Origin of the sequence: Kitasatospora sp. NPDC087315 (assembly GCF_044744345.1) — a bacterium.
In the GTDB taxonomy this organism is placed as follows: domain Bacteria; phylum Actinomycetota; class Actinomycetes; order Streptomycetales; family Streptomycetaceae; genus Kitasatospora.
The window spans coordinates 486,731-507,789 of record NZ_JBIUYD010000001.1; the positions used below are offsets into that span (position 1 = coordinate 486,731).

The following is a 21,059-nucleotide window of genomic DNA, read 5'->3' on the forward strand; positions in this document are numbered from 1 at the left end:
CGCCCGGCGTCGCCGGGGCGCGACGATCCCTTATCGCAGGCCCAGCTCACTCTGAATGATCGAATACCACTCGTCCGTCATACGGCGCGCGGTGGCTCCACTGAACGCATTCGCGTCGTACTTGAGGAACATCTTGCACCCGTCACCCTCCCGATAGAATTCCGCGGAGAGTACATATTCCCCGGTGTACGGCAGGTCGTCGAACAGCCGCAGGTCCAACTCGCCCTGACCGGCCGGCGAGTCGTTGGTGAGCAGTTCCGCGCCGTCGAAGTTCTGGAACAGGAAGTTCGTCAGGACCAGCGGTTCGTCGTCCGTTCCCAGCGCGCGGGTGATCTCCCGCAACGGGTAGGCGCCGTGCTCGATGCCGGCGACCATCTTGCGCTGCACGGATTTGAGCAGTTCGGGGAAGCCGTCGGTGACCGTGCAGCGGATGGGCAGGCAGTTCGCGAACTGGCCGACCACGCCCTGGAACCGCTCCTCGTGGCGGGCGGCCGTGGTCATGCCCAGGACCAGGTCGTGCTGCCCGGTCAGTTGGTGCAGGAACCGCACGTACGTCGTGAACAGCACGGTGGCGACACTGACCCGGTGTTCCCTCGCCTTGTCGGCAAGCGCGGTGACCAGCGCCGGCGGCAGCCGGACCGTCGCCACGTCCACGCGGGGCAGCCGCTTCGGGTCGTACGGACGGTCGTAGGGCAGCGCGAGCGTGGCACGCGGCCCCTCCAGCTCATGGACCCAGTAGTCCCGGTGCTGCTGTGCCCGCGGACCGGCGAGCATCGCCTCCTCCCAGGCGACGAAGTCGCCGTAGGTGGCCAGGACCGGACTTCCCTTGCCCTGGTAGGCGTCCTTGAGCGTGCGGATCAGGACCGCCGTCGACGTGCCGTCCAGCAGGATGTGGTGCGCCGTGATCAGCAGCAGCCGTCGTCGCCCGGCCAGGGAGACCAGATGTGTCCGGACCAGCGGGCCCGCCGCCAGATCGAACGGGACGTCGACCAGGCCCCGCAGCCTGGCCAGTTGCGCGACGCGCGAGCCGGCCGCGATGTCGACCCGGTCGAACGACGGGGCCCTGGTGGGGTCGATGTCCATGTACGGCACGCCGTCCCGCTCACCGAAGACCGCGCTCAGCACCGGGTGGATCTCCGTCTGGGCGCGGATCGCCCGCTCCAGGGCCGCCTCGTCCAGGTCGCCGTGGATCTCGAAGAGGATCGGCAGGTTGTAGGCGGTCGACTCCGGCCGGCGCCGCTGGTCCCGGTACATGGTCAGCTGGCCGCGCGAGAGGTTCCACCGTTCGCCCGCCGTGCCCGCGAAGTGGGCGCACAGGCCGTCGACGGATTCGATGTCGAAGAGCAGGGTGGAGGAGACGTCGTCGCCGAAGTCCTCGCGCAGGGCGTTGGTGAGCTGGAGGACCAGGATGGAGTCCAGGCCGTAGCCGATGAGCGGGGCCGAGGTGTCGATCCGGTCGGCCGGGATGCCCAGGACAGTGGCGGCTTTGGCCAGGATGAGCGCGGACAGGTCGGATTTCGCCGCCGGCCCGGAGGAAGCGGAAGGAGCGGGCTCGGGGCTCATGGCCGGGGGTCGGGGCACGGGAACCAGGGCGGGCGTGTGCTCCGGTCGCCGGGCCGGCACCGGCCGCTCCGAAACGCCGGCTCCCTGCCGCGCGGCTCCCGCCGGCCTGACCCCGGCCCCTTGCCGAGCCACCCCGTCACTCTCCGCCGCGATGACCTGCTGCCCCAGCGGCAGCGCCTGCGGCAGCGGGAACACGACCGTGCCGAAGCCCTCCCCGGCCAGCACGTCCCGCCAGCTCTCCGGTGACAGCGCCGGCGAGCCCGGGATCCGCAGCGACCGGTCGTCGAACAGCCACCAGCCTTCGAGCAGCCCGAACGTCAGGTGGCTGAACAGGTCGAACGCCGACAGCTCGTTCAGCAGCAGCCACCCGCCGGCCCGCAGGGCGGCCTTGGCGTTGCGCAGGGTGGTGCGGGTGTCCCTGGTCGCGTGCAGCACGTTGGCGGCGATCACCAGATCGAAACCGCCCTCGGCGATGTCCTGCCCGGCCAGCGGCTGTTCGATGTCGAGCAGCCGGCAGTCCAGGTACGGCACGCCCGGCCCGTACGTGGTACGCGCGTGGTTGAGGAACGCCTTGGACAGATCCGTGTAGACGTAGGTCTCGATGCTCTCCCGGTACGGCTCGAGCGCGGCGAACATCCCGGCGCTGGTGCCGCCGGTACCGGCACCGATCTCCAGAATCCGCAGCCGGGCACCGGGTTCCCGGCGCAGCCGCTCCGACACGATGCCGACGGCGGCACGGGCCATGGCACGGTTGAACAGGTCGGCGACGTGGTTGTCCCGGTAGCAACCCTCCACCAGTTCCACGGAACCGCGCGGGAACATGACGTCGGTGGGCCTGGTCCGGCCGGTCAGGATGGACGGCAACGCCCTGAGCGTGGCGGAGACCAGACGCAGCTCGGCCGTGCGGTCGGCGTCGGCCGACCACAGTGCGCACCGCCGGTCCCACTGCCCGAGCACGACGTCCACGGGCTCGACGGCCGACGACCCGAGGACTCGCCTGGCGTGCTCCAGCCAGTCGGCGTACAACGGCAGGATCGTGGCGTGGTCGACGGAGGCCAGCTGCGCCGCCAGAACCCTGGCCAGCCAAGGATCCCGCTCGGTCCGGCGCCACCGCACGACCTCGTCCAGGAGGCCGTCCACTCGGTCGGACGTGATCAGCAGCTCACCGCGAACCCGGGACGGCGTCCGATCGTGCACGGTGACCCTGGTGGCACGATCGAAGTTCGCCAGGGTGTTGTGCTGGTCGGTCTTGACGAACGCGAGCTGCCGCTGGTCCCCACCGAGCAGTGAGTCCAGGGCGACGAGCCCCTCGCGCGGTTCGATCGACACCAGCCCGACCCGGCTCAGCTGCTCCCGGTAGAACTCGGACGTGACGCTCCCGAGGTTGCCCCACCACCCCCAGTTCATGACCCTGACCGGTGTCTCCCAGTGCTGTCCGAGCGCGTGTGCGTAGGCGTCGCTGAAGGTGCACCCGGCCGCGTAGTTGCCCTGGCCGGCCGCTGTCGTGAAGGACTGCATCGACGACAGCAGCACGGCGAAGTCCAGCTGCTCGCCGTCGAAGACCTCGGCCATCGCGGTCGTGACGTCGACCTTGGCCGCCAGCCCCGCGCGGAGCGTGGCCTCGTCCATCCTGGCGAAGGTGGAGTCCCGCAGCACGAGCGCGGCCTGCACAACCCCGTTGACCCGCGGGTGGCGCTGCTTGATCTCCGTCAGGGCACGGCGCAGCGCGGCCGGATCCCCGGCGTCGGCGCTGAGGTAGCGGACCGTGCCGCGCCCCTTGACCGTGCGAATCCTCTCCTCGATGGACGAATCGTGGGCGCTGCGGCCGATCCAGATGACGTGCGCGCCGAAGTGCCGCACCACGTGCTCGGTCCACGCCGTGCCCAGACCGCCGGCACCGCCGATCACGACGTAGACGCCACCTTCGCGGTACACCGGTTTCGCCGGTGCCTCGCACGGCGCCCAGTGCCGGGCGAGCCACTGGCCGGCCCGCCGGACCCAGGCGTCATCGGGCGACCGGGCGGGCAGGGCCGTGAGATCGGCGGGCCACTCGGGGCCGTCGAGGTCGACGCGGCGAACGGTCCACTGCTGGTACTCCCGCCCCAGCGACCCGAACAGGCCGTGCAGCCCGGCGTGCGCCGGCTGGACGGGGTCGCCGGCGTGGGTGGCGAGCGCGCGGGCCGTGACCAGCGTGATCCCCAGCGGCCGGGCGTCGTACCCGGCACCGATCAGCGCCTTGATCATGCGGAACGCCGCGACGACGCCGTCGTTCTGGGCGGCCACGTGGCCGGCGGCGTCGGTGGGCTCCAGTTTGGTCTCGGGCGCGGTCCAGACCAGGTGGTCGATCGGTCCGAGGCCACGCAGCGCGGCGGTCACCTCCTCGACGGACGCCGACGGCGGCAGCGGCCAGGTCAGGGTGGTTTCGAGCGCCGAAGGCCCGCCGACGACCAGTACCCGGTCGGTACGGGAGGGCACGTGCGCGTCGACCGCGGTGATCGGGTCCCACACGGGAGCGAACAGCGCGGGCCCGGTCCGGGCCGTGCGGCGCGAGGTGTATCCGGTCAGCCGCACGCAGACCTCGCCGTCGGCGTCGACCAGGTCGATGTCCAGCTTGCTGAGCGGCCCGGACTCGCCGCCCCGCACCACCGCCCACATCGTCGGCGTGCACGGGGCGAACAGGTCGAGCTGATCCAGGGCGAACGGCACGGCGGTGTCCCGCATCCCGGTGAGGTGGGCCGCGACCGCCGCCTGGATCGCCGAGTCCAGCATCGCGGGCGTCAGCGGCCCCGGCTCCGCCGAATCGGGCAGCACCAGTTCGGCCAGCACGATCCCGGAGCCGACGTGGGCCTGCCGGATCGCCCGGAGGGTCGGGCCGTGGTCGATTCCCATCGACACCAGGGCGTCGTGGATCCGGTCGGCGGAGACGGTTTCCCGGCAGCCCACGCTCAGTGCGGCGAGGTCGACCCGGGGCGGGCGCGGGGCGTCGGACGGCGCGATGCCGCCTTCACAGCAGACGGTTCGGCCGGTGGCGATCTCGAACCGGTGACCGCCCTTGCCGGTCGCGCGCACATCGACCCGTACGTCGACCGGACTGTCCGCAACCTCCAGCGGCTGTACCCACGTCACATTGCGCATCCGCACCGTGACGGCGCCCAGCGCCTTGCGCGCCAGTTCGAGACAGGCGACCGCGGGCAGGATGTGGCGGCCCTGCACCACATGGTCGCGCAGCAGGCCGTCCGCACGGGTCAGCGTCACCTGGTCGCGCGGCGGGCCGTCCGCACGGGCCGGCGTCACCCGATCGTCGCCGGTCGCGGGCCAGTGCCGGTCGCGGGAGAAGGGGTAGGTCGGCAGCGGGATGCGCCGGCCCTGGGCCGGCACCCGGCCGTCCTCGGGCAGCCGGGCCGGGACCGTGCCGTCGAGGACCTGGAGCAGCTCGTCACGATCGCGGACCACGCAGGCGAACCGGTGCGCGAACCGCTCCCTGCCGACGGCCAGGGTGTACGCGAGGTCGCCGAGGTCGATCGACGCGTCGGCCCGGACGTGTGCCGCCAACCGGCGCTTCTGTTCGACGAGTTGCCGCTCGCTCCGGGCCGACAGCACCACCGGGTGTTCCGCCGGCGGTGCACCGGTTCGCGCAACGGGCGGAGCCTCTTCGATCACGAGGTGCGCGTTGGTCCCGCTGGCGCCGAAGGAGCTCACCACACCGCAGCGCGGGACGCCGGGCGGTGAATTCCAGCCGTGGGTACGGGTGCTCAGGTAGAACGGGCTTCCCGCAAGGGGAATCGCCTCGTTGGCGGTCTCGAAGTGCAGTGAGGCGGGGATCTGCCGGTGCTTCATCGCCAGCAGCACCTTCAGCACGCCCGCGATGCCGGCCGCGAACTGGGTGTGGCCGATGTTGGTCTTCAGCGAGCCGACCGCGCAGTACTCCGTCCTGTCGGTGCGGGCACGGAACGCGCGGTTGAGCGCCTGGAACTCGATGGGGTCGCCGAGCCTGGTGCCGGTGCCGTGCGCCTCGACGAGTCCGATGCGCTCCACGTCGACACCGAACCGCTCGTACACCTCGCCGAGCAGGCTCTCCTGGGACACCGAGCTCGGCGCGGTGATGCCGTTGGTGGCGCCGTCCTGGTTGACCCCGCTGGCCTTGATCACGCCGTGGACGTGGTCGCCGTCGGCCAGCGCGTCCTCAAGCCGTTTGAGCACAACGACTCCGACGCCCTCACCGGGCACGAAACCGTCGGCGCGGTGGTCGAACGTGTGGCAGCGGCCGGTCGGCGAGAGCATGCCGGCGCGGTCCGCGAGCGCGTACAGCCGCGGTGTGGACTGGAGGAACACCCCGCCCGCCAACGCCATCGAGGTCTCACCGGACCAGAGGTCCTTGCACGCCAGGTCGATCGCCACGAGCGAGCTGGAGCACGACGTGTCGACGGCGATCGCCGGGCCCTTGAGGTCGAGGAAGTAGGACACCCGGCTCGGGATGACCGAGGTCATGTTGCCCCACAGGGTCTGCGCCGGTGCGTCCCGGTCGAGCAGCCCCTGGTAGTCGCCCGCCCAGGCCCCGACGTAGACGCCGCAGCGCCGCCGGCCCATCCGGCCCGCGTAGCCGGCGTCCTCCAGCGCCTTCCAGGACTCTTCGAGCAGCAGCCGCTGCTGCGGGTCCATCACGGCGGCCTCGGTGCCGGAGATGTTGAAGAACATCGCGTCGAACTCGTCGATGCGGCTGAGGAAGCCGCCCCGGGTGCAGATGCTCACGCCGTCGAGGTCGAACCGGGCCGTCCCGGTGACCAGGTCGTCGCCGTCGGCCAGGTGCGTCCACAGTTCGTCGAGCGAGTCGGCGCCCGCGAACCGGCCGCTCATGCCGATCACCGCGATCGGTCCGCGCTCCCCGTCCACGGAACGGCGTCCCCGGTGCCCGATCCCCACGGGTGCGGGTTCCACGGCCGGTCCCGGGACGGTTTCCGGCGCCGGCACGGGCACCGGCGCCGGCGCCGTCTCCGGGACGCCTTCCGTGTGGACGATGGTGTCCCTGTACTCGGTGAGCAGGTGCGTGGCCAGCCGGTCGGCCGTGCTGAAGTCGAAGACCACGCTCGTCGGCAGGTCCAGCGACAGCGCCTCGTTGAGCTGGTGCACCACACGGATCGCCAGGATCGAGTCCAGGCCGTAGTCGGCGAACGCCAGCCCGCCCTCGACCTCGGCGGCCTCCAGCGCCAGCGCGCGGGCGATCTTCTCCCGCACGACGGCGGGCACGAGCTCGTCCGGACCGCGCCGCACCGCGTCCGGACTCCGCCGCACGACAACGGGTTCGACGACCGGAGCCGCAACCGGCGCGGGCATCGGCCGGGTCAGGTCACCGATCCAGAACCGCTCCTTCGCGAACGGGTACGTGGGCAGCGACACCACCCGGCGCGGCGCCCCCCGGTGCAGGCGCTCCCAGTCCACCTCGACGCCCGACGCCCACAGCGCCGCGAGCCTGGACAGCTTGCCGGCGGCGATCCACCGCTGGACCAGCAGCTCCTGGAGATCGCTGTCGCCGGTGATCTCCGCGAGCAGACCACCGGAAGCCCCGACGGTGCCCCGGTGTCCCCGGCCGGCCCGCAGGCCGGTCCTCAGCTCCGCGGTCGACGACACCGCGACCGCGTACCGCTCGGCCATCGCCTCCCGTCCGACCTGGAGGGTGAAGGCCAGGTCGGCGAGGTCGGTGTCCGGGTTGCGGTCGAGGAACCCGGCCAGCCCGTCGACGGCCGCGGTGAGCTGCTCGGGAGTCCTCGCCGAGAGGACGACGACCTGTTCGGTGCCGCTTGTCGCACCGTCAGTGGGCTGCACGGGATACTCCTCGACGATCACGTGCGCGTTCGAGCCACCGGCACCGAAGGAGGACACCGCCGCGATCCGCGGGCCGTCGGAGTGCCACGGGCTCAGTTCGCGCTGTACCCGGAACGGGGTCCGCTCGAAGCTGATGTTCGGGTTGAGCTGTTCGGCGTGCAGGCTCGGCACGAGCTGCCGGTGCTTGAGCTGGAGCAGGACCTTGGTCAGGCCGGCCACCCCGGCCGCGGCCTCCAGGTGGCCGATGCCCGACTTCACCGAGCCGATCGCGCAGTACTGCCGGTCCGCGGTGTCCTGCTCGAACGCCGTGGTCAGGCCGGTGATCTCGATCGGGTCGCCCAGTTCGGTGCCGGTGCCGTGCGCCTCGACGTAGCCGATCTGCCGCGCGGAGACCCCGGCCCGGTCCAGCGTCCGCCGGATCAGATCGGCCTGGGCGACCGGGCTCGGCACGGTGTAGCCGGTGGTGCGGCCGCCGTGGTTGACGCCGGAGCCCCGGATCACCGCGAGCACGCGGTCCCCGTCGGCCACCGCCCGGGACAGCGGCTTGAGCAGCACGCATCCGACGCCCTCACCGGGTACGAACCCGTGGCCGCCGGCGCCGAAGCTGCGGCAGTGCCGGTCGGGCGAGAGCATGCCGGAGCGGCACAGCTCGACGTAGTCCAGCGGGTGCGTGTAGAGGTTCACGCCGCCGGCGATCGCCACCTCGCACGCGCCGCGCCGGAGTTGTTCGCACGCCTCGTGGATCGCGGTCAGCGACGCCGAGCACATCGTGTCGATCGTCAGGCTCGGTCCGCGCAGGTCGAGCAGGTAGGAGGCGCGGGCGCTCAGCGAGGCGAACGACAGGCCGGGCACCACGAGCTCGCCCGAGGGCAACCGGCCCACGCCGTGCCGGGCGTGGCCGATCTTGGTGACGCCCGCGAACACCCCGATCCCGTGGCCGTGGCGGTCGGCGAGGCGTGCCCTCGTGTAGCCCGCGTCCTCGAGGACCTCCCACGCGGCCTGCACGAACAGCCGTTCCTGCGGGTCCATGGCGTACGCGTCGCGCGGGGCGATGCCGAAGAACCTGGGGTCGAAGGCCGCGAAGTCGTCCAGGAAGCCGCCCCACTTGCTGTAGCTGCGACCGGTGGCGACCGCCGTGTTGCGGTCCGGTTCGAAGAAGCCGTCCAGCGGCCAGCGGTCCACCTCACGGACGCAGTCACGGCCGGCCCTGAGGTTGTCCCAGAACTGGTCCGGGTCGGCGGCGCCCGGGTAGCGCCCGCTCAGCCCGATGATCGCGATCGGCTCGTCGGTGCCGACGGTCGGCTGTTCGACGGTGGCGGCCGGCTCGTCGGCGGTGGCCACGGGCTGCTCGGTACTGATGGTCGGCTTGTGGGCGGTGGCGGTCGGCCGTCGGCGCGCCGGTTCCGGCCGGCGGCCCGCGAGCTGGTCGGCCACCGCCCGCAGGGTCGGCTGCTCGTAGAAGATCGTCGAGGAGACATCGGGATGGCTCTTGACCAGCTCCCGGTTCAGCTGGAGGACCAGCACCGAGTCCAGGCCGATGTCGATGAGCGGGCGGTCGGGGTCGACCGAGCCCGGCGCGAGCCTGGTGACCTCGGCGAACAGGGTGACGAGGTGGTCGAGGACGTGCGGGTCGCCGGCGGGTTCGGGAGTCGCCGCCGGCAGCGGCGGGGGCGGGGCCGGCGTTCCCGTCCGCGCCCGCTCCGGGTCGCCGTGGTGCACCCACACCTGGTCCGCCCCCGCGTTCCAGGCGTCGGTCAGCGCCGTGAACCCCGCCTCCGTGGGCATCGGCGACAGCCCCCGGTCCTCCCACAGATACGCCCGGGTGCTGTCGCCGACCCGCATGCCGCCGTCCTCCCACAGCGGCCACGCGACGGACAGCGTGCGCCCACGGCGGTGCCCGTCCGCGACCAGGGCGTTGCGCACGGCGGCGAACCCGTCGAGGAAGGCGTTGGCGGTCGCGTAGTCGGACTGCCCGGGGTTGCCGGTGATCCCGGCGCCCGAGGAGAACGCCAGCACGAACTCCAGCGGACAGTGCGCGGTGGCCCGGTCGAGGTGCACGAGACCGTCCACCTTGCTCGCGAGCACGTCGTCCCACTGCTCGACGGTCTTCTCCGCGAGCAGCGAATCCCGTACCACGCCGGCGGAATGCACGATCCCGGTGATCTCGCCCGCCTCGGCGACGAGGTGCCGCACCTCCTCCCAGCGGGAGACGTCGGCGCGCACGTACCGCGCGACCGCGCCGGCCTGCCGCAGCTCGGCGAGCAGGCTCTCGACCCGGTCGTCACCCGGCGACCGGCCGGCCAGCACAATGGTCGGCCGCCGCACGTCAGCGGCGATTCGGCGGGCCGTCAGGGCGCCGATACCACCGGCACCGCCCGTGATCAGATACCCGCCACCGTCTCGCCAGGGCCTGCCGGACGCCGCTCCCCGGGGCGCGGCCGGGGCCCAGGTGCGGGTGTGCCGGACACCGTCGCGGTAGACGATGAGGTCGTCGGTGGCACCGGCGTTCTCCGCCACGACGGCGGCCACGTCGACACCGCCGTCACCGTCGACACCGATGACCTGGCCGACGATCCGCGGGTTCTCCTTGGTGACGGTCCGCAGCAGACCGGCCAGGGCGATGTTCTCCGTGATCACCTGGACCAGGGTGGTGCCGTCCTGGGCACCGAGGCCACGGATGCTCTCCAGCACCTGCCAGGACAGATCACGGAACCGGCTCTCCGGCCGCTGCTTGTCCGTGTCGAGGCGGATGGCCCCGGGCACGGACCCGTCGACCCCGCACAGCAGGACAACGCGACGGTCGTACCGGCCGGTCGCGGCGGCGGGCGTCGGCGTCCACCGCGGAGTCAGCAGCGTCGTGCCGGTCTCCTTCGTGGTGCCGGGAAACCAGAACCGGTCCCGGGCGAAGGGGTATCCGGGCAGCTGCGCGCGCCTGGGCGGCTCGCCGCCGGACAACGAGCGCCAGTCGACGGTGGCACCGCCGATCCACCGCCCGATCGGGTCCCCGCTGACACCACGGTCGCCGGTGGTGACGAACGCCCGCAGCCTGTCGACGAGTTCGGCACGCGAGGAGACGACCCAGCCGACTCGTTCCGCCATCTCCTCGCGGCCGACCTGCAGACTCCACGCGACGGACCGCAGCGGGACCTCGTCCGACGTCTCCAGGTAGGACAGCAGATCCCGGGCGCGGTCGGTCAACTGCCGCGCGGTGCGTGCCGACAGCGGCACCGCGACCGTCCCGGCGGCCTCCTCGGTCAGGTCGCCGGGAACGTATTCCTCGACGACGACATGGGCGTTGACGCCACCGAACCCGAAGCTGCTCACCCCGGCACGCCTCGGCGCGGGGCTGCCGTCAGGGTTGCGGGGCCGCGGCCAGGGCTCGTTCTCCCGCACGAGGTGGAACGGACCGCCGGCCAGTTCGATGTACGGGTTGACCTGCTCGACGTGCTGAGTCGCGGGCAGCACACCGTGCTTGAGCGCGAGCAGCACCTTCAGCAGTCCGGCGATGCCCGCCGCCGACTCCAGGTGGCCGATGTTGGTCTTGACCGAACCGAGGCCGCACGCACCGTCGTCGCTGCGCCCCAGCCGGCGGAACGCCGTGCGCAGCGCGCGGACCTCCACCGGATCGCCGAGGGCCGTGCCGGTGCCGTGCGTCTCGATGTAGCCGATGGTGTCCGGGTCGAGGCCGCCGACGGCGGCCGTCACGAGCTCGGCCTGGGCGTCGGCGTTCGGCGCGGTCAGCGAGTTCGCCCGGCCGCCGTGGTTGTACGCGCTTCCCCTGAGCACGCCGAGGATCGCGTCACCGTCGCGCTCCGCCGCGGCCAGCGGCTTGAGCACGACCGCCCCGACGCCCTCGCCACGGACATAGCCGTTCGCGCCGGCGTCGAAGGTCTTGCACAGGCCGTCCGGGCTGAGCATGCCCGCGCGGTGCGCGCTGACGAACGTGTCCGTGCTGAGCAGCACGTTCACCCCGCCCGCGACGGCCATGTCACACGCGCCGGAACGGATCGCCTCGATCGCGCGGTGCACCGCCACCAGCGAGCTGGAGCAGGCCGTGTCGATCGGTTCGCTCGGGCCGCGCACATCGAGCAGGTACGAGATGCGGTTGGCCAGGATCGAGTGCGTCGTCCCGGTCGACGTGAACGCGTCCGGCCGCACGCCGAACGTGGTGAGCAGCGTCGCGTAGTCGTTGCCCGTGACGCCGATGAACACTCCGGTGCTGGTCGGCAGGTCGGCCGGCCGGTACGCGCTGTCCTCCAGCGCCTGCCACACCGTTTCCAGCGCGAGGCGGTGCTGCGGGTCCATCAGCTCGGCCTCGCGCGGCAGGATGCGGAAGAAACCGGCGTCGAAGGCGTCGATGTCGTCCAGGGCCCCGATCCGCTTGGGGAAGTCCTGGGCCTCGATGGTCCTGCGGTGGTTCTCGTCGTACCGGTGCAGCGGGAACGCGGTGACGGAGTCCTTGCCCGCCACCAGGTTCGCCCAGTACTCGTCCAGGTTGCGGGCGTCCGGGAACCGCCCCGCCGCGCCGATGACGGCGACCGGCATGCGCGGATCGGACTCGACACGGACCGGCTGCGGCCGTGGTTGTGGCTGCGGCTGGACCTCGACGGTGGCACCGTGTTCGTCGGCCAGGTGGGCGCCCAGCGCCTCCAGCGTGCTGACGTCGAAGAAGACCGCCGGACTGACCGTGACACCGAGCCGCTCGTGGATCTCCTGCGCGAAGGTCACCAGCGAGATGGAGTCGAAGCCGAACGCGTCCAGGCCGGTACCCGGGTCGAGTTCCTCCGGCTCGAACTTGAGGATGCCGGCGGCGATGGACCGCAGAGTGTCCACGACGGCCGGTACGGCCGGTGCGACCGGCTTCGCGCTCACCGGGACCCGGTCGACCGGGATCAGGGCCGGGCCGGCCTGCGGCACCGTCCGGTCAGCCGGCGTTGTCCCGCCGACCCCGCGCCGCACGCCGCTCAGCTCTCCGACGATCTCACCCGTGCCCCCGACCAGGACGATCCGGTCGTCCCCGAACACCACGTGGGTGACCGGCGAACCGGCCCGCACCCGGATCTCCCCGACCCGGTTGAGCGCGACCCGGGTCCAGTCCGGCACCCCGGCGTGCTTGGCCTCCCACTGCACGCCCTGGGCGATCACGGCGAGCACGAACGGCTCGATGGTGACGTTGCGCCGGACATGGTCCTGTTGGAATCCGGGCCGGCCGACGCCCAGCACGGTCCGACCGTCCGGCGTGCGGAACACGCCGTCGGCCGCGCACGACGCGGGCTTGTAGTCCAGCCCGCCCTCGGCCAGCTCGGCCAGGAACCGTTCCCGCGTGAGGACGCGCCGCAGTCCGCTCAGATCGACCCGGCCGGACGGTGCCGTGGCGGCCCGCACGGTGAACTCGACGGCCGCCGAGCCGTCCTCGGTCCGTACGGTGCCGTGACCGTCGGTGAACTCCGTGACGAGCCGCTTGGCCGTGGACCAGTCGACCGGCCGCAGCACACGGAGGTCGTGGACCGACGCCTCCGCGGCGAACCCGCTGACCCTGGCGGTGGCCAGCGCGAGATCCACGGCGAAGGTGGACACGACGGCCGGCACCTTGTCCAGGCGGTAGCCGTAGTCGAGCAGGTCGGCGAGGTGGACGTCCAGGCCGTAGCGCAGGCCGCGGACATCGGATTCGTTGCGCCCCAGGAACGGGTGCAGCCGCTCCCGCAGCGCCAGCGGGGCCAGCACGGACGGCGCGCCGTCGGTCTGCTCGACCCAGCAGCGCACCTTCTCGAACGGGTACGCGGGCAGCGACACCCGCCGCGCCGTCGGCAGCTGGTCCCAGTCGACGCTCCGGCCGGCGACCCAGGCCGTCGCGAGTTCGTGGGCGGGCAGATCCCGTCGGCCGGCCAGGTATCCGTCGACGGCCGCCAGCGCGGACCGCTGGTCACCCGCCACGAACGCCCAGCGGGTGGGCAACTCGTTCTTGCCCACCCGCAAGGTGAACGCGATGTCGGGAAGGTCGGCTTCCCGCACCCCGGCGAGGTGGTCACGGAAGGCGGCCAGGTAGCGCCCGAGCGCGGCCTCGTTCATCGCGGAGAACACGAACAACTGCTCGCCGAACGGCTCCCGGCGCACCGGACGTTCGGGATACTCCTCAAGAATGATGTGGGAGTTCATGCCGCCGGCGCCGATCGACGTGATGCCGGCCCGGCGGGGGTGGGTGACCTGCCGGCCGTCGACCACGGTGACCGCCGGCCGCCAGTCGGCGAGCGACTGCTGCACCCGGAACGGCGTGTCGGCGAAGTCGATGTCCGGGTTGAGCTCCGTGCTGTGCAGGGACGGCACCAGCTTGCCGTGCCGCAACTGGAGCAGCACCTTGGCCAGGCCGATCATGCCGGCCGCCGCGAGCAGGTGTCCCATGTTGGCCTTGACGGACCCGAGCGCGCAGAACTGACTGTCCGGGGTGTACTTCCGGTACGCCGACGTCAGCGCGCGGACCTCGATCGGGTCGCCCAGCGCGGTGCCCGAGCCGTGCCCCTCGACGTAGCTGATCGTCCTCGGGTCGACCCCCGCGTCGTTGATCGCCTTCTCGATCGCGTGCGCCTGCATGCCCGGACTCGGCACGGTGAAGCCGTTGCGGGCACCCGCGTTGGACAGGGCGGTGCCCCTGATCACGGCGTACACCTGGTCGCCGTCGCGCTCGGCGTCGACCAGCGGCTTGAGTACCACGGCGCCGACACCCTCACCGAGGATGGTGCCGTCCACACCGTGGCCGAAGCTGCGGATCACATCGGAGGTGCCGGTGGTGAAGTGCTCCTCCGACGAGGTGATCAGGTTGTACGGGTGCAGCATCAGATTGACGCCGCCCGCGACCACCATCCGGCACTCGCCGGCCCGCAGCATCTGCACGGCCTGGTGCACGCACGTCGACGAGGCCGAGCACATGGTGTCCAGGAAGATCGACGGCCCGGTCAGACCGTAGAAGTAGGACAGCATGTTGGGGAGCGTCCCGGTGTAGCTGCCGCTCTGCGGCGCGCCGCGGGTGAGGCTGTTCTGGAAGCCGTACAGGTTGTAGTGGTTGCTCATGGTCCCCACGAGCACGCCGACGTCACCCTGGTAGCGGCGGTGGATGGTCTCCCGCGAGTAGCCGGCGTCCTCCAGCGCCTGCACGCCGGCCTGGAGGAACAGCCGCACCTCCGGGGACATCTGTTCGGCCTCGCGCTTGGAGATGCGGAAGTAGCGGGGATCGAACTTGTCGAGATCGCGGAGGAAGGTGCCGGTCCTGATCACGCTCTTGCCCGGCACGGCCCGGTCGCTGTCGTAGACGGCCTCGTGGCCCCAGCGGTCGGCGGGGATCTCCTCGAAGGTGTGCCGGCCGTTCTCCAGCAGCTCCCACAGCTCGTCCATCGTGTCGGCGCCGGGGTAGCGCCCGGACACGCCGATGATCGCGATGTCGTGCCGGTCGTCGCGCCCGGGTTCGCGGACTTCGGTGGCGGCGGACCCGGCCGGGTCTTCGAACCGGGTGGCCGGGGCCTCCGGCTGCGCGGCCGGTGTGCCGGCCCCCTCCGTCGCCCCCAGCACGGCTTCCAGCTGCTCCCGCCGCGACTCCACGAAGTGCGCGGCCACGTCCGCGAGGTTCAGGTACTCGAAGAAGATCGTCTTGGACAGCGGCCCGAACAGCTTCTCCAGCCGGGCGGTCACCTCCAGGATGCTCAGCGAGTCGATGCCGTACTCGATGAGGTTGCTGGTCGGCCGGATGTGCTCCGGGGCGTGCCGAAGGACCTCGGCGACGACCCCCCTGAGCAGGTCCTCGGTCCGCTCCAGCAGGTCGCCCGCCGCGTCGCCACCGGAGAGCGCCGTGACATCACCGGGCGACGCCGTGAGGCCGCCGGAGGACGCCACGGGGGCCGGTACCGTTCGGCGCCGTACGGCGAGGGTGGCCTCGGCGCCGTAGGCGACGACGATGTGCGCGGGGGCGTCGGCGAGCAGGGACCGGCCGAAGGAGCGCAGCCCGTCCTCGGTGGGCAGGGCCTCCCACCCGCGCTCGCGGCGCATCGACTCGCGGGTGACCTCGTCCAGCGTCATGCCGCCGTCGGCCCACAGCGGCCAGCTGATGGCGACGGTCCTGCCGTTGCGCTCACCCGCGTCGACCAGTGACTGCCGGTGCCGGGCGAACGCGTCCAGGAACGCGTTGGCCGCCGAGTAGTCGGACTGTCCCGGGTTGCCGTAGACACCGGCGACCGAGGAGAACAGCACGAAGAAGTCCAGGTCGAGGTGGCGGGTGGCGGCGTCGAGGTTGAGCGTGCCACGGACCTTCGGCGCGGTCACCAGCCGGACGTCGGTGAGGTCCTTGCGCAGCAGGTACTGGTCGCGCAGCACACCGGCCGCGTGCACGACGCCGTCGAGCGAACCGTGCTCCCGCAGGATCGTCCCGACCGCGGCTCGGACGTCCTCGGCGTCGGCGACGTCGACCGGCAGGTAGTGCGCGTCGACACCCTCGGCGCGCAGGGACTCGGCGGAGCCGGCGGTGGATCGTCCGCTCAGGACGACCGTCGCCTCCGCACGGCTCAGATAGCGGGCGATGTCGGGGCCGATGCCACCCAGGCCACCGGTGACCCAGTACACGCCGCCCGCCCGCAGTTCCGGCACCCGCGGACCGGCGCCGAGCCGCGTCTCGACGGGTTCCAGCACCTGCCGGGTGCCGTCGGCGGAGTAGCGGACCTCCGTGTCGGCGGAGTCGTCGGCGCACTCCTCCCGCACGATCCGCGCGACCTGTGCGGGGGAGGCCGAACCCAGGCCGGCGACCCGGACCACACGGCCCGAGACGAGCGGGTTCTCCAGTGTGACCGTTCGGAACAGGCCCGCCAGCGGTTCGTGGAAGTGCGCCGGCGTCCGGCCGTCGACCAGCACCACGAACCGGTGCCCGGCCCGGGGACCGGACGCGAGCAGCCGCTGGACCTCGGCGAAGACCTGATCCGTCATGGCGTCGATGCCGTCGGCCGGATCCGCCGGAGTGATCTCCGGCAGGGTCACGGTGTGCGCGGTGCGGGAGCCACCGTCCGGGTTCAGCGGCCTGTCGATCCACCGCGAGGTCGCCGTGACGACGCGCGGGCCCGCGGCGGTGGTGCGCTGGGCGAGCCCCCGCAGACTGGCGCTGATCACGCCGTCGCGGTCGCACAGGTCGATGTCGAACGTGGCGAGGGCTCCGGAGTCCCCGCTCCGCCGGACCCACGCCCAGGTCTCGGACGGGCAGGGCCGGTACACCTGGAGCTCGTCGAGGGCGAAGGCCAGGGTCGGGCCGGCCGTCTCGTCCATCAGGAGCACGGAGGTCTGGAAGGCGGCGTCCAGGACACTCGGCGGCAGCACGCACCCGTCGGTTTCGGTCGCCAGGATGCGGGCGATCGCCTCGTCCCGGCCGACCCGGACCCCGCGCAGCGCGCGCATGGCCGGCCCGTACTCCAGGCCCTGGGCGCGGAACCGGGCGTAGATCTCCTCGGTGCCGCGCGTGGTACGGCAGGACGCGCGCAGGGCGTCCAGGTCCAGTGGCGACGGCTCCGGCACCGTGACGATCTCGGCGGAGCCCGTGCTGTGGATCGTCTCGCCCTGGCGGAACTCGAACGCGATGGAGTCACCACGCGGCGTCAGTCCGATGGGGACATCGACCGGTTCGTCGACGACGATCGGCCGCATCCAGGTGACCTCGCGCAGCCGGACCGACCCGTCCCGGGTGGCCGCGAACTCCACGGCGGCCCGTGCCATCTCCAGGTACGCGACCGCGGGCAGCACCCGCCGGCCGCGGACCTGGTGCGAGGCAAGGAAGGGCTCGGAGCCTGTGAACGTGGAGGTGTAGCGCTGTTGTGCCAGGTCGGAGGTGTTGCGGTGGACGAGCGGGTGCAGCGTAGCGGTGCCCGGAGCCTCGGTCCGCGGCGCGGCATACCAGTGCCGGTCCCGGGCGAACGGGTAGGTCGGCAACCGCACGCGACGGGCCCCGGGCTGCCGGGGCCAGTCGGCGGTTCCGCCGCGCACCCACGTTTCCACCGCCGCCACCACCTCCGGGCCGGCCCCGGCGGGGTTGCCCACCTCACCGGCCACCTCACCGGCCACCTCACCGGCCACCGCGGACTCCAGTGCGGACTCCAGCGCGGCGACGAGCTGGTCCCGGTCCGAGACGACGAACGCGACCCGGGTCGCCATCGGCTCGCGGCCGACCTGGAGCGTGTGGGCGATGTCGGCCAGCGACTGGCGTGGCCGCAGCGCGTTCTCCGGTGCCAGCAGGTGGTCCAGCAGCCCCTGGGCCAGCACACGCAGCCGCTCCGGGTTCTTCGCCGAGAGCGGGACGACGTACGGCCCCGGCGCCTCGGCAGCGGGCGCCTCGCCGCCGTGTTCCCGGCCGACGTGTTCCTCAAGCAGCACGTGGGCGTTGGTCCCGCCGAACCCGAACGAACTGACGCCCGCGCGGCGCGGTACACCGTCGCCGCCCGGCCACGGCCGGGTGTCGCCGACGATGTAGAACGGGCTGCCGTCCAGGTCGATCAACTGGTTCTGGGTCCGGAAGTTGACCGTCGCCGGCAGGATCCCGGCGGCCATCGCGCCGATCACCTTCACCACGCCCGCCACGCCCGCGGCCGATTCCAGGTGGCCGATGTTGGTCTTGACCGAGCCGATGCCGGTGCTGTCCGGCCGCGGCCTGGTCCCGTTGGTGTCGTGCAGGCTCTGGAAGGCGCGCTTGAGGCCGACGATCTCGATCGGGTCGCCGACCGGGGTGCCCGGCCCGTGGGCCTCGATGTAGCTCACGGTTTCGGGCGCGACCCCGGCGCGGGTGTAGACGTCCTCGATCAGCGCGGCCTGCGCGGCCGGGTTGGTCACGGTCAGCGAGTTGGTCCTGCCACCGTGGTTGGTGCCGACCCCCTTGATCACCGCGTACACGGAGTCGTTGTCCGCCAGCGCCCTGGCCAGCGGCTTGAGCAGCAGGACCGCGCCGCCCTCGCCGCGGACGAACCCGTCGGCGTCCTGGTCGAAGGCGTGCGACCGGCCCGTGGGCGAGAGCATGCCGGCCTTGCTGAACGCGACGAACAGCTTCGGCGACCAGCACAGGTTCACGCCGCCCGCCAGCGCCAGGTCGCAGTCGCCGTTGTGCAGTGCGGCGACGGCCTCGTAGACCGAGACCAGGGAACTGGAGCAGGCGGTGTCGTTGGTGATGCTGGGGCCGTGGAAGTCGAAGTAGTAGGACAGCCGGTTGGCGACGATCGAGTACGCCGTGCCGGTCGGGAAGTAGGCGTCGGTCGGTACGTCGTCGCGTTCGATGAGCTCGGCGTAGTCGGCGTGGCACAGGCCCATGAACACGCCGGTGCGGCTGCCCGCGAGCTCGCCCGCCCGGTATCCCGCGTCCTCGATCGCCTTCCAGGCCAGCTCCAGCGCGAACCGCTGCTGCGGGTCCATCGTCTCCGCCTCGCGCGGAGAGATGTTGAAGAAGGCCGCGTCGAAGCGGTCGGCGTCCTCGACGAACCCGGCCCAGACGCTGTTCGTCCGCTCCTCACCGCTGCGCGGATCGCCGAAGTAGCGTTCCTTGGACCACCGTTCCGCGGACACCTCGGTGATCAGCGAGCGCCCCGCCGCGAGGTGGTCGAACAGCTCGACCAGCGTGTCGGAGCGGGGGAAGCGCAGGGCGAGACCGGTGATCGCGATGTCGTCGGCACTCATCGGCTCTCCCTCGCTCGCTGCACGGCACGGCGGTTGTCCACGGTCACGCGCAGGTTCGGCGCGGCGGTCGGCGGCGTGGCCGGCCGGCTCTCGTCGCCCAGTACGAACTGCTGGTTGAGCACGGCGGTCGTCAGCAGGTAGAGGAAGGTCTGATCCTCCTTGGTGCTGATCTCCTCGACCGGCGACGACATGATCTTGTTGACCAGGCGGCGGGCGAACTTCTGGTCCACGCAGCCGATTCTGGCCAACTCGTGGTCGGACAGCAGCAGTTCCAGGTAGTCCGGGCGGCTTTCCTTGAACGCGGCGCTGCCCGGCGCGCGGTAGGGCTGCTTGGGTCGGCTGGTGGTCCACTCCGGGAGCTCGGCGCGGAACGCCTTCTTCAGGATGGCCTTCTCGATCCGGCCGTCGTCGTAGCGCAGGTTCACCGACGCGGCCGCGCGCACCACGGCCGGGTCGAGGAACGGGCAGCGGTTCTCCACGCTGTGCGCCAGCGCGGCGCGGTCTCCCTGCGTGGACAACAGGAATCCGGGCAGCAGCGTCTTGTACTCCAGCCACTGCGCCTTGTGCACCGCGGGCATGTCCGCGTAGCCCGGGGTCCCGGCGACGAGGTCGAGCAGGTCGGCGAACGGGTCGAGGCGGTCGGCGAGCAGCCGGGCCGCGAACCTGCCGTTCTGGTAGCGCATCTCGTGGGAGAACAGGCCCGGCAGCCGTTCCACCGAGAACTGCTGGTACAGGCCGAGCAGGTGGGCCTGGTGGGCGGGGCCGAAGTGATCCAGCTCCGGGTGCAGGCCGGCCAGCCCGCTGCGGCGCTCGTCCTCGGGGAGCTCGTTCCACCGCCGGCGCAGCAGGGTCTCGCGGAACAGCGAGTAGCCGAGGAACGCCTCGTCGGAGCCCTCGCCGCTGAGGACCGTCTTGATGCCGGCGTCGCGGACGTGCCGGGACAGCAGGAACATCGGCACGAAGGAGGTGCGGAAGGTGGGGACCTCGGCGTGGTACACGGCGGTCTGGAAGTTGTCGGTGATGTCCGCGCTGGTGATGGGGACCGTGGAGTGCAGGGTGCCCAGGTGCTCGGCGACCAGGCGCTGGCTGTCGGACTCGTCGAAGTTCTTGTCCTGGAACGCCACGGAGAACGTGCGGACCCGGTGCGGGGAGAGCTGGGTGGCCAGCCTCGTCACCACCGAGGAGTCCAGACCGCCGCTGAGGTAGACGCCGACCTCGACATCGGTCCGCAGGCGCAGCTCCACGCTGGTGCGCAGGGTCTCCCTGACGAGGTCGATCGCCTCGGCCTCGGTGCCGTCGAAACCGGGCACGTCGAAGGTGAGGTCCTCGTAGGAGCGCAGCGAGCGGCGGTCCGGGTCGATGGTCAGCACGGAGCCCATCGGCAGCTGGCGGATGCCCCGGAACGGCGTGCGGTCGGGCAGCGGCGTCCACACGGCGTAGGTGGTGGCCAGCTCCCTCGGGTCGAGTTCGAAACGAAATCCGGGAAAGGCGCGGAACGCCTTCATCTCGGACGCGAACAGGAAGTCACCGCCGTGGTCGGCGTAGAACAGCGGGCGTTTGCCGTAGCGGTCCCTGGCGAGGACGAGTTCGCCGGTCGCCGCGTCCCTGATGGCGACCGCGAAGGCGCCGTTGAAGCGTGTGAAGCAGGCCGCTCCCCACTGGATCCACGCCTGGAGCACCACTTCGGTGTCGGAGTGGTCGGTGCGGAACGGGCGGCCGAGACGTTCCAGTTCCGCGCGGAGCTCGATGTGGTTGTAGATCTCACCGTTGAAACAGATCCAGTAGCGCTGTGACGGGTCGGACATGGGTTGCGAGCCATCGGGGAGATCCACGATGGCCAGCCGCGCCGCCCCCATGGCGATGCCGTCGTCCAGGTAGTAGCCGGCCTCGTCCGGCCCGCGGTGGCGAATGTTCGACAGCATCGAGGTGATGACCTCGGCGGTGGCACCGGGGTGCAGCGAGGTCGAGAGGAAACCAGCCAGCCCGCACATGATCCG

At 71.8% G+C, this 21,059-nt stretch carries 2 protein-coding genes; both read right to left on the bottom strand.

Translation table 11 applies throughout. The features are described from left to right. Positions 1-30: 30 nt before the first annotated feature. Positions 31-19,062: an SDR family NAD(P)-dependent oxidoreductase gene (locus tag ACIO5D_RS02180; RefSeq protein ID WP_400793645.1), complete on the bottom strand. Its 19,032-nt coding sequence runs from the start codon at positions 19,060-19,062 to the stop codon at positions 31-33. Beyond that, positions 19,059-21,053, bottom strand: a complete 1,995-nt coding sequence (asnB, locus tag ACIO5D_RS02185; RefSeq protein WP_400793647.1) for an asparagine synthase (glutamine-hydrolyzing) — start codon at positions 21,051-21,053, stop codon at positions 19,059-19,061. The genes ACIO5D_RS02180 and asnB overlap by 4 nt, the downstream gene beginning before the upstream one ends. Positions 21,054-21,059 lie beyond the last annotated feature (6 nt).

What these genes read in the sequence shown, in the direction of transcription:
- ACIO5D_RS02180 (WP_400793645.1), bottom strand. Translation starts at nt 19,062, where the DNA reads ATGAGTGCCGACGACATCGCGATCACCGGTCTCGCCCTGCGCTTCCCC.
- asnB (WP_400793647.1), bottom strand. Translation starts at nt 21,053, where the DNA reads ATGTGCGGGCTGGCTGGTTTCCTCTCGACCTCGCTGCACCCCGGTGCC.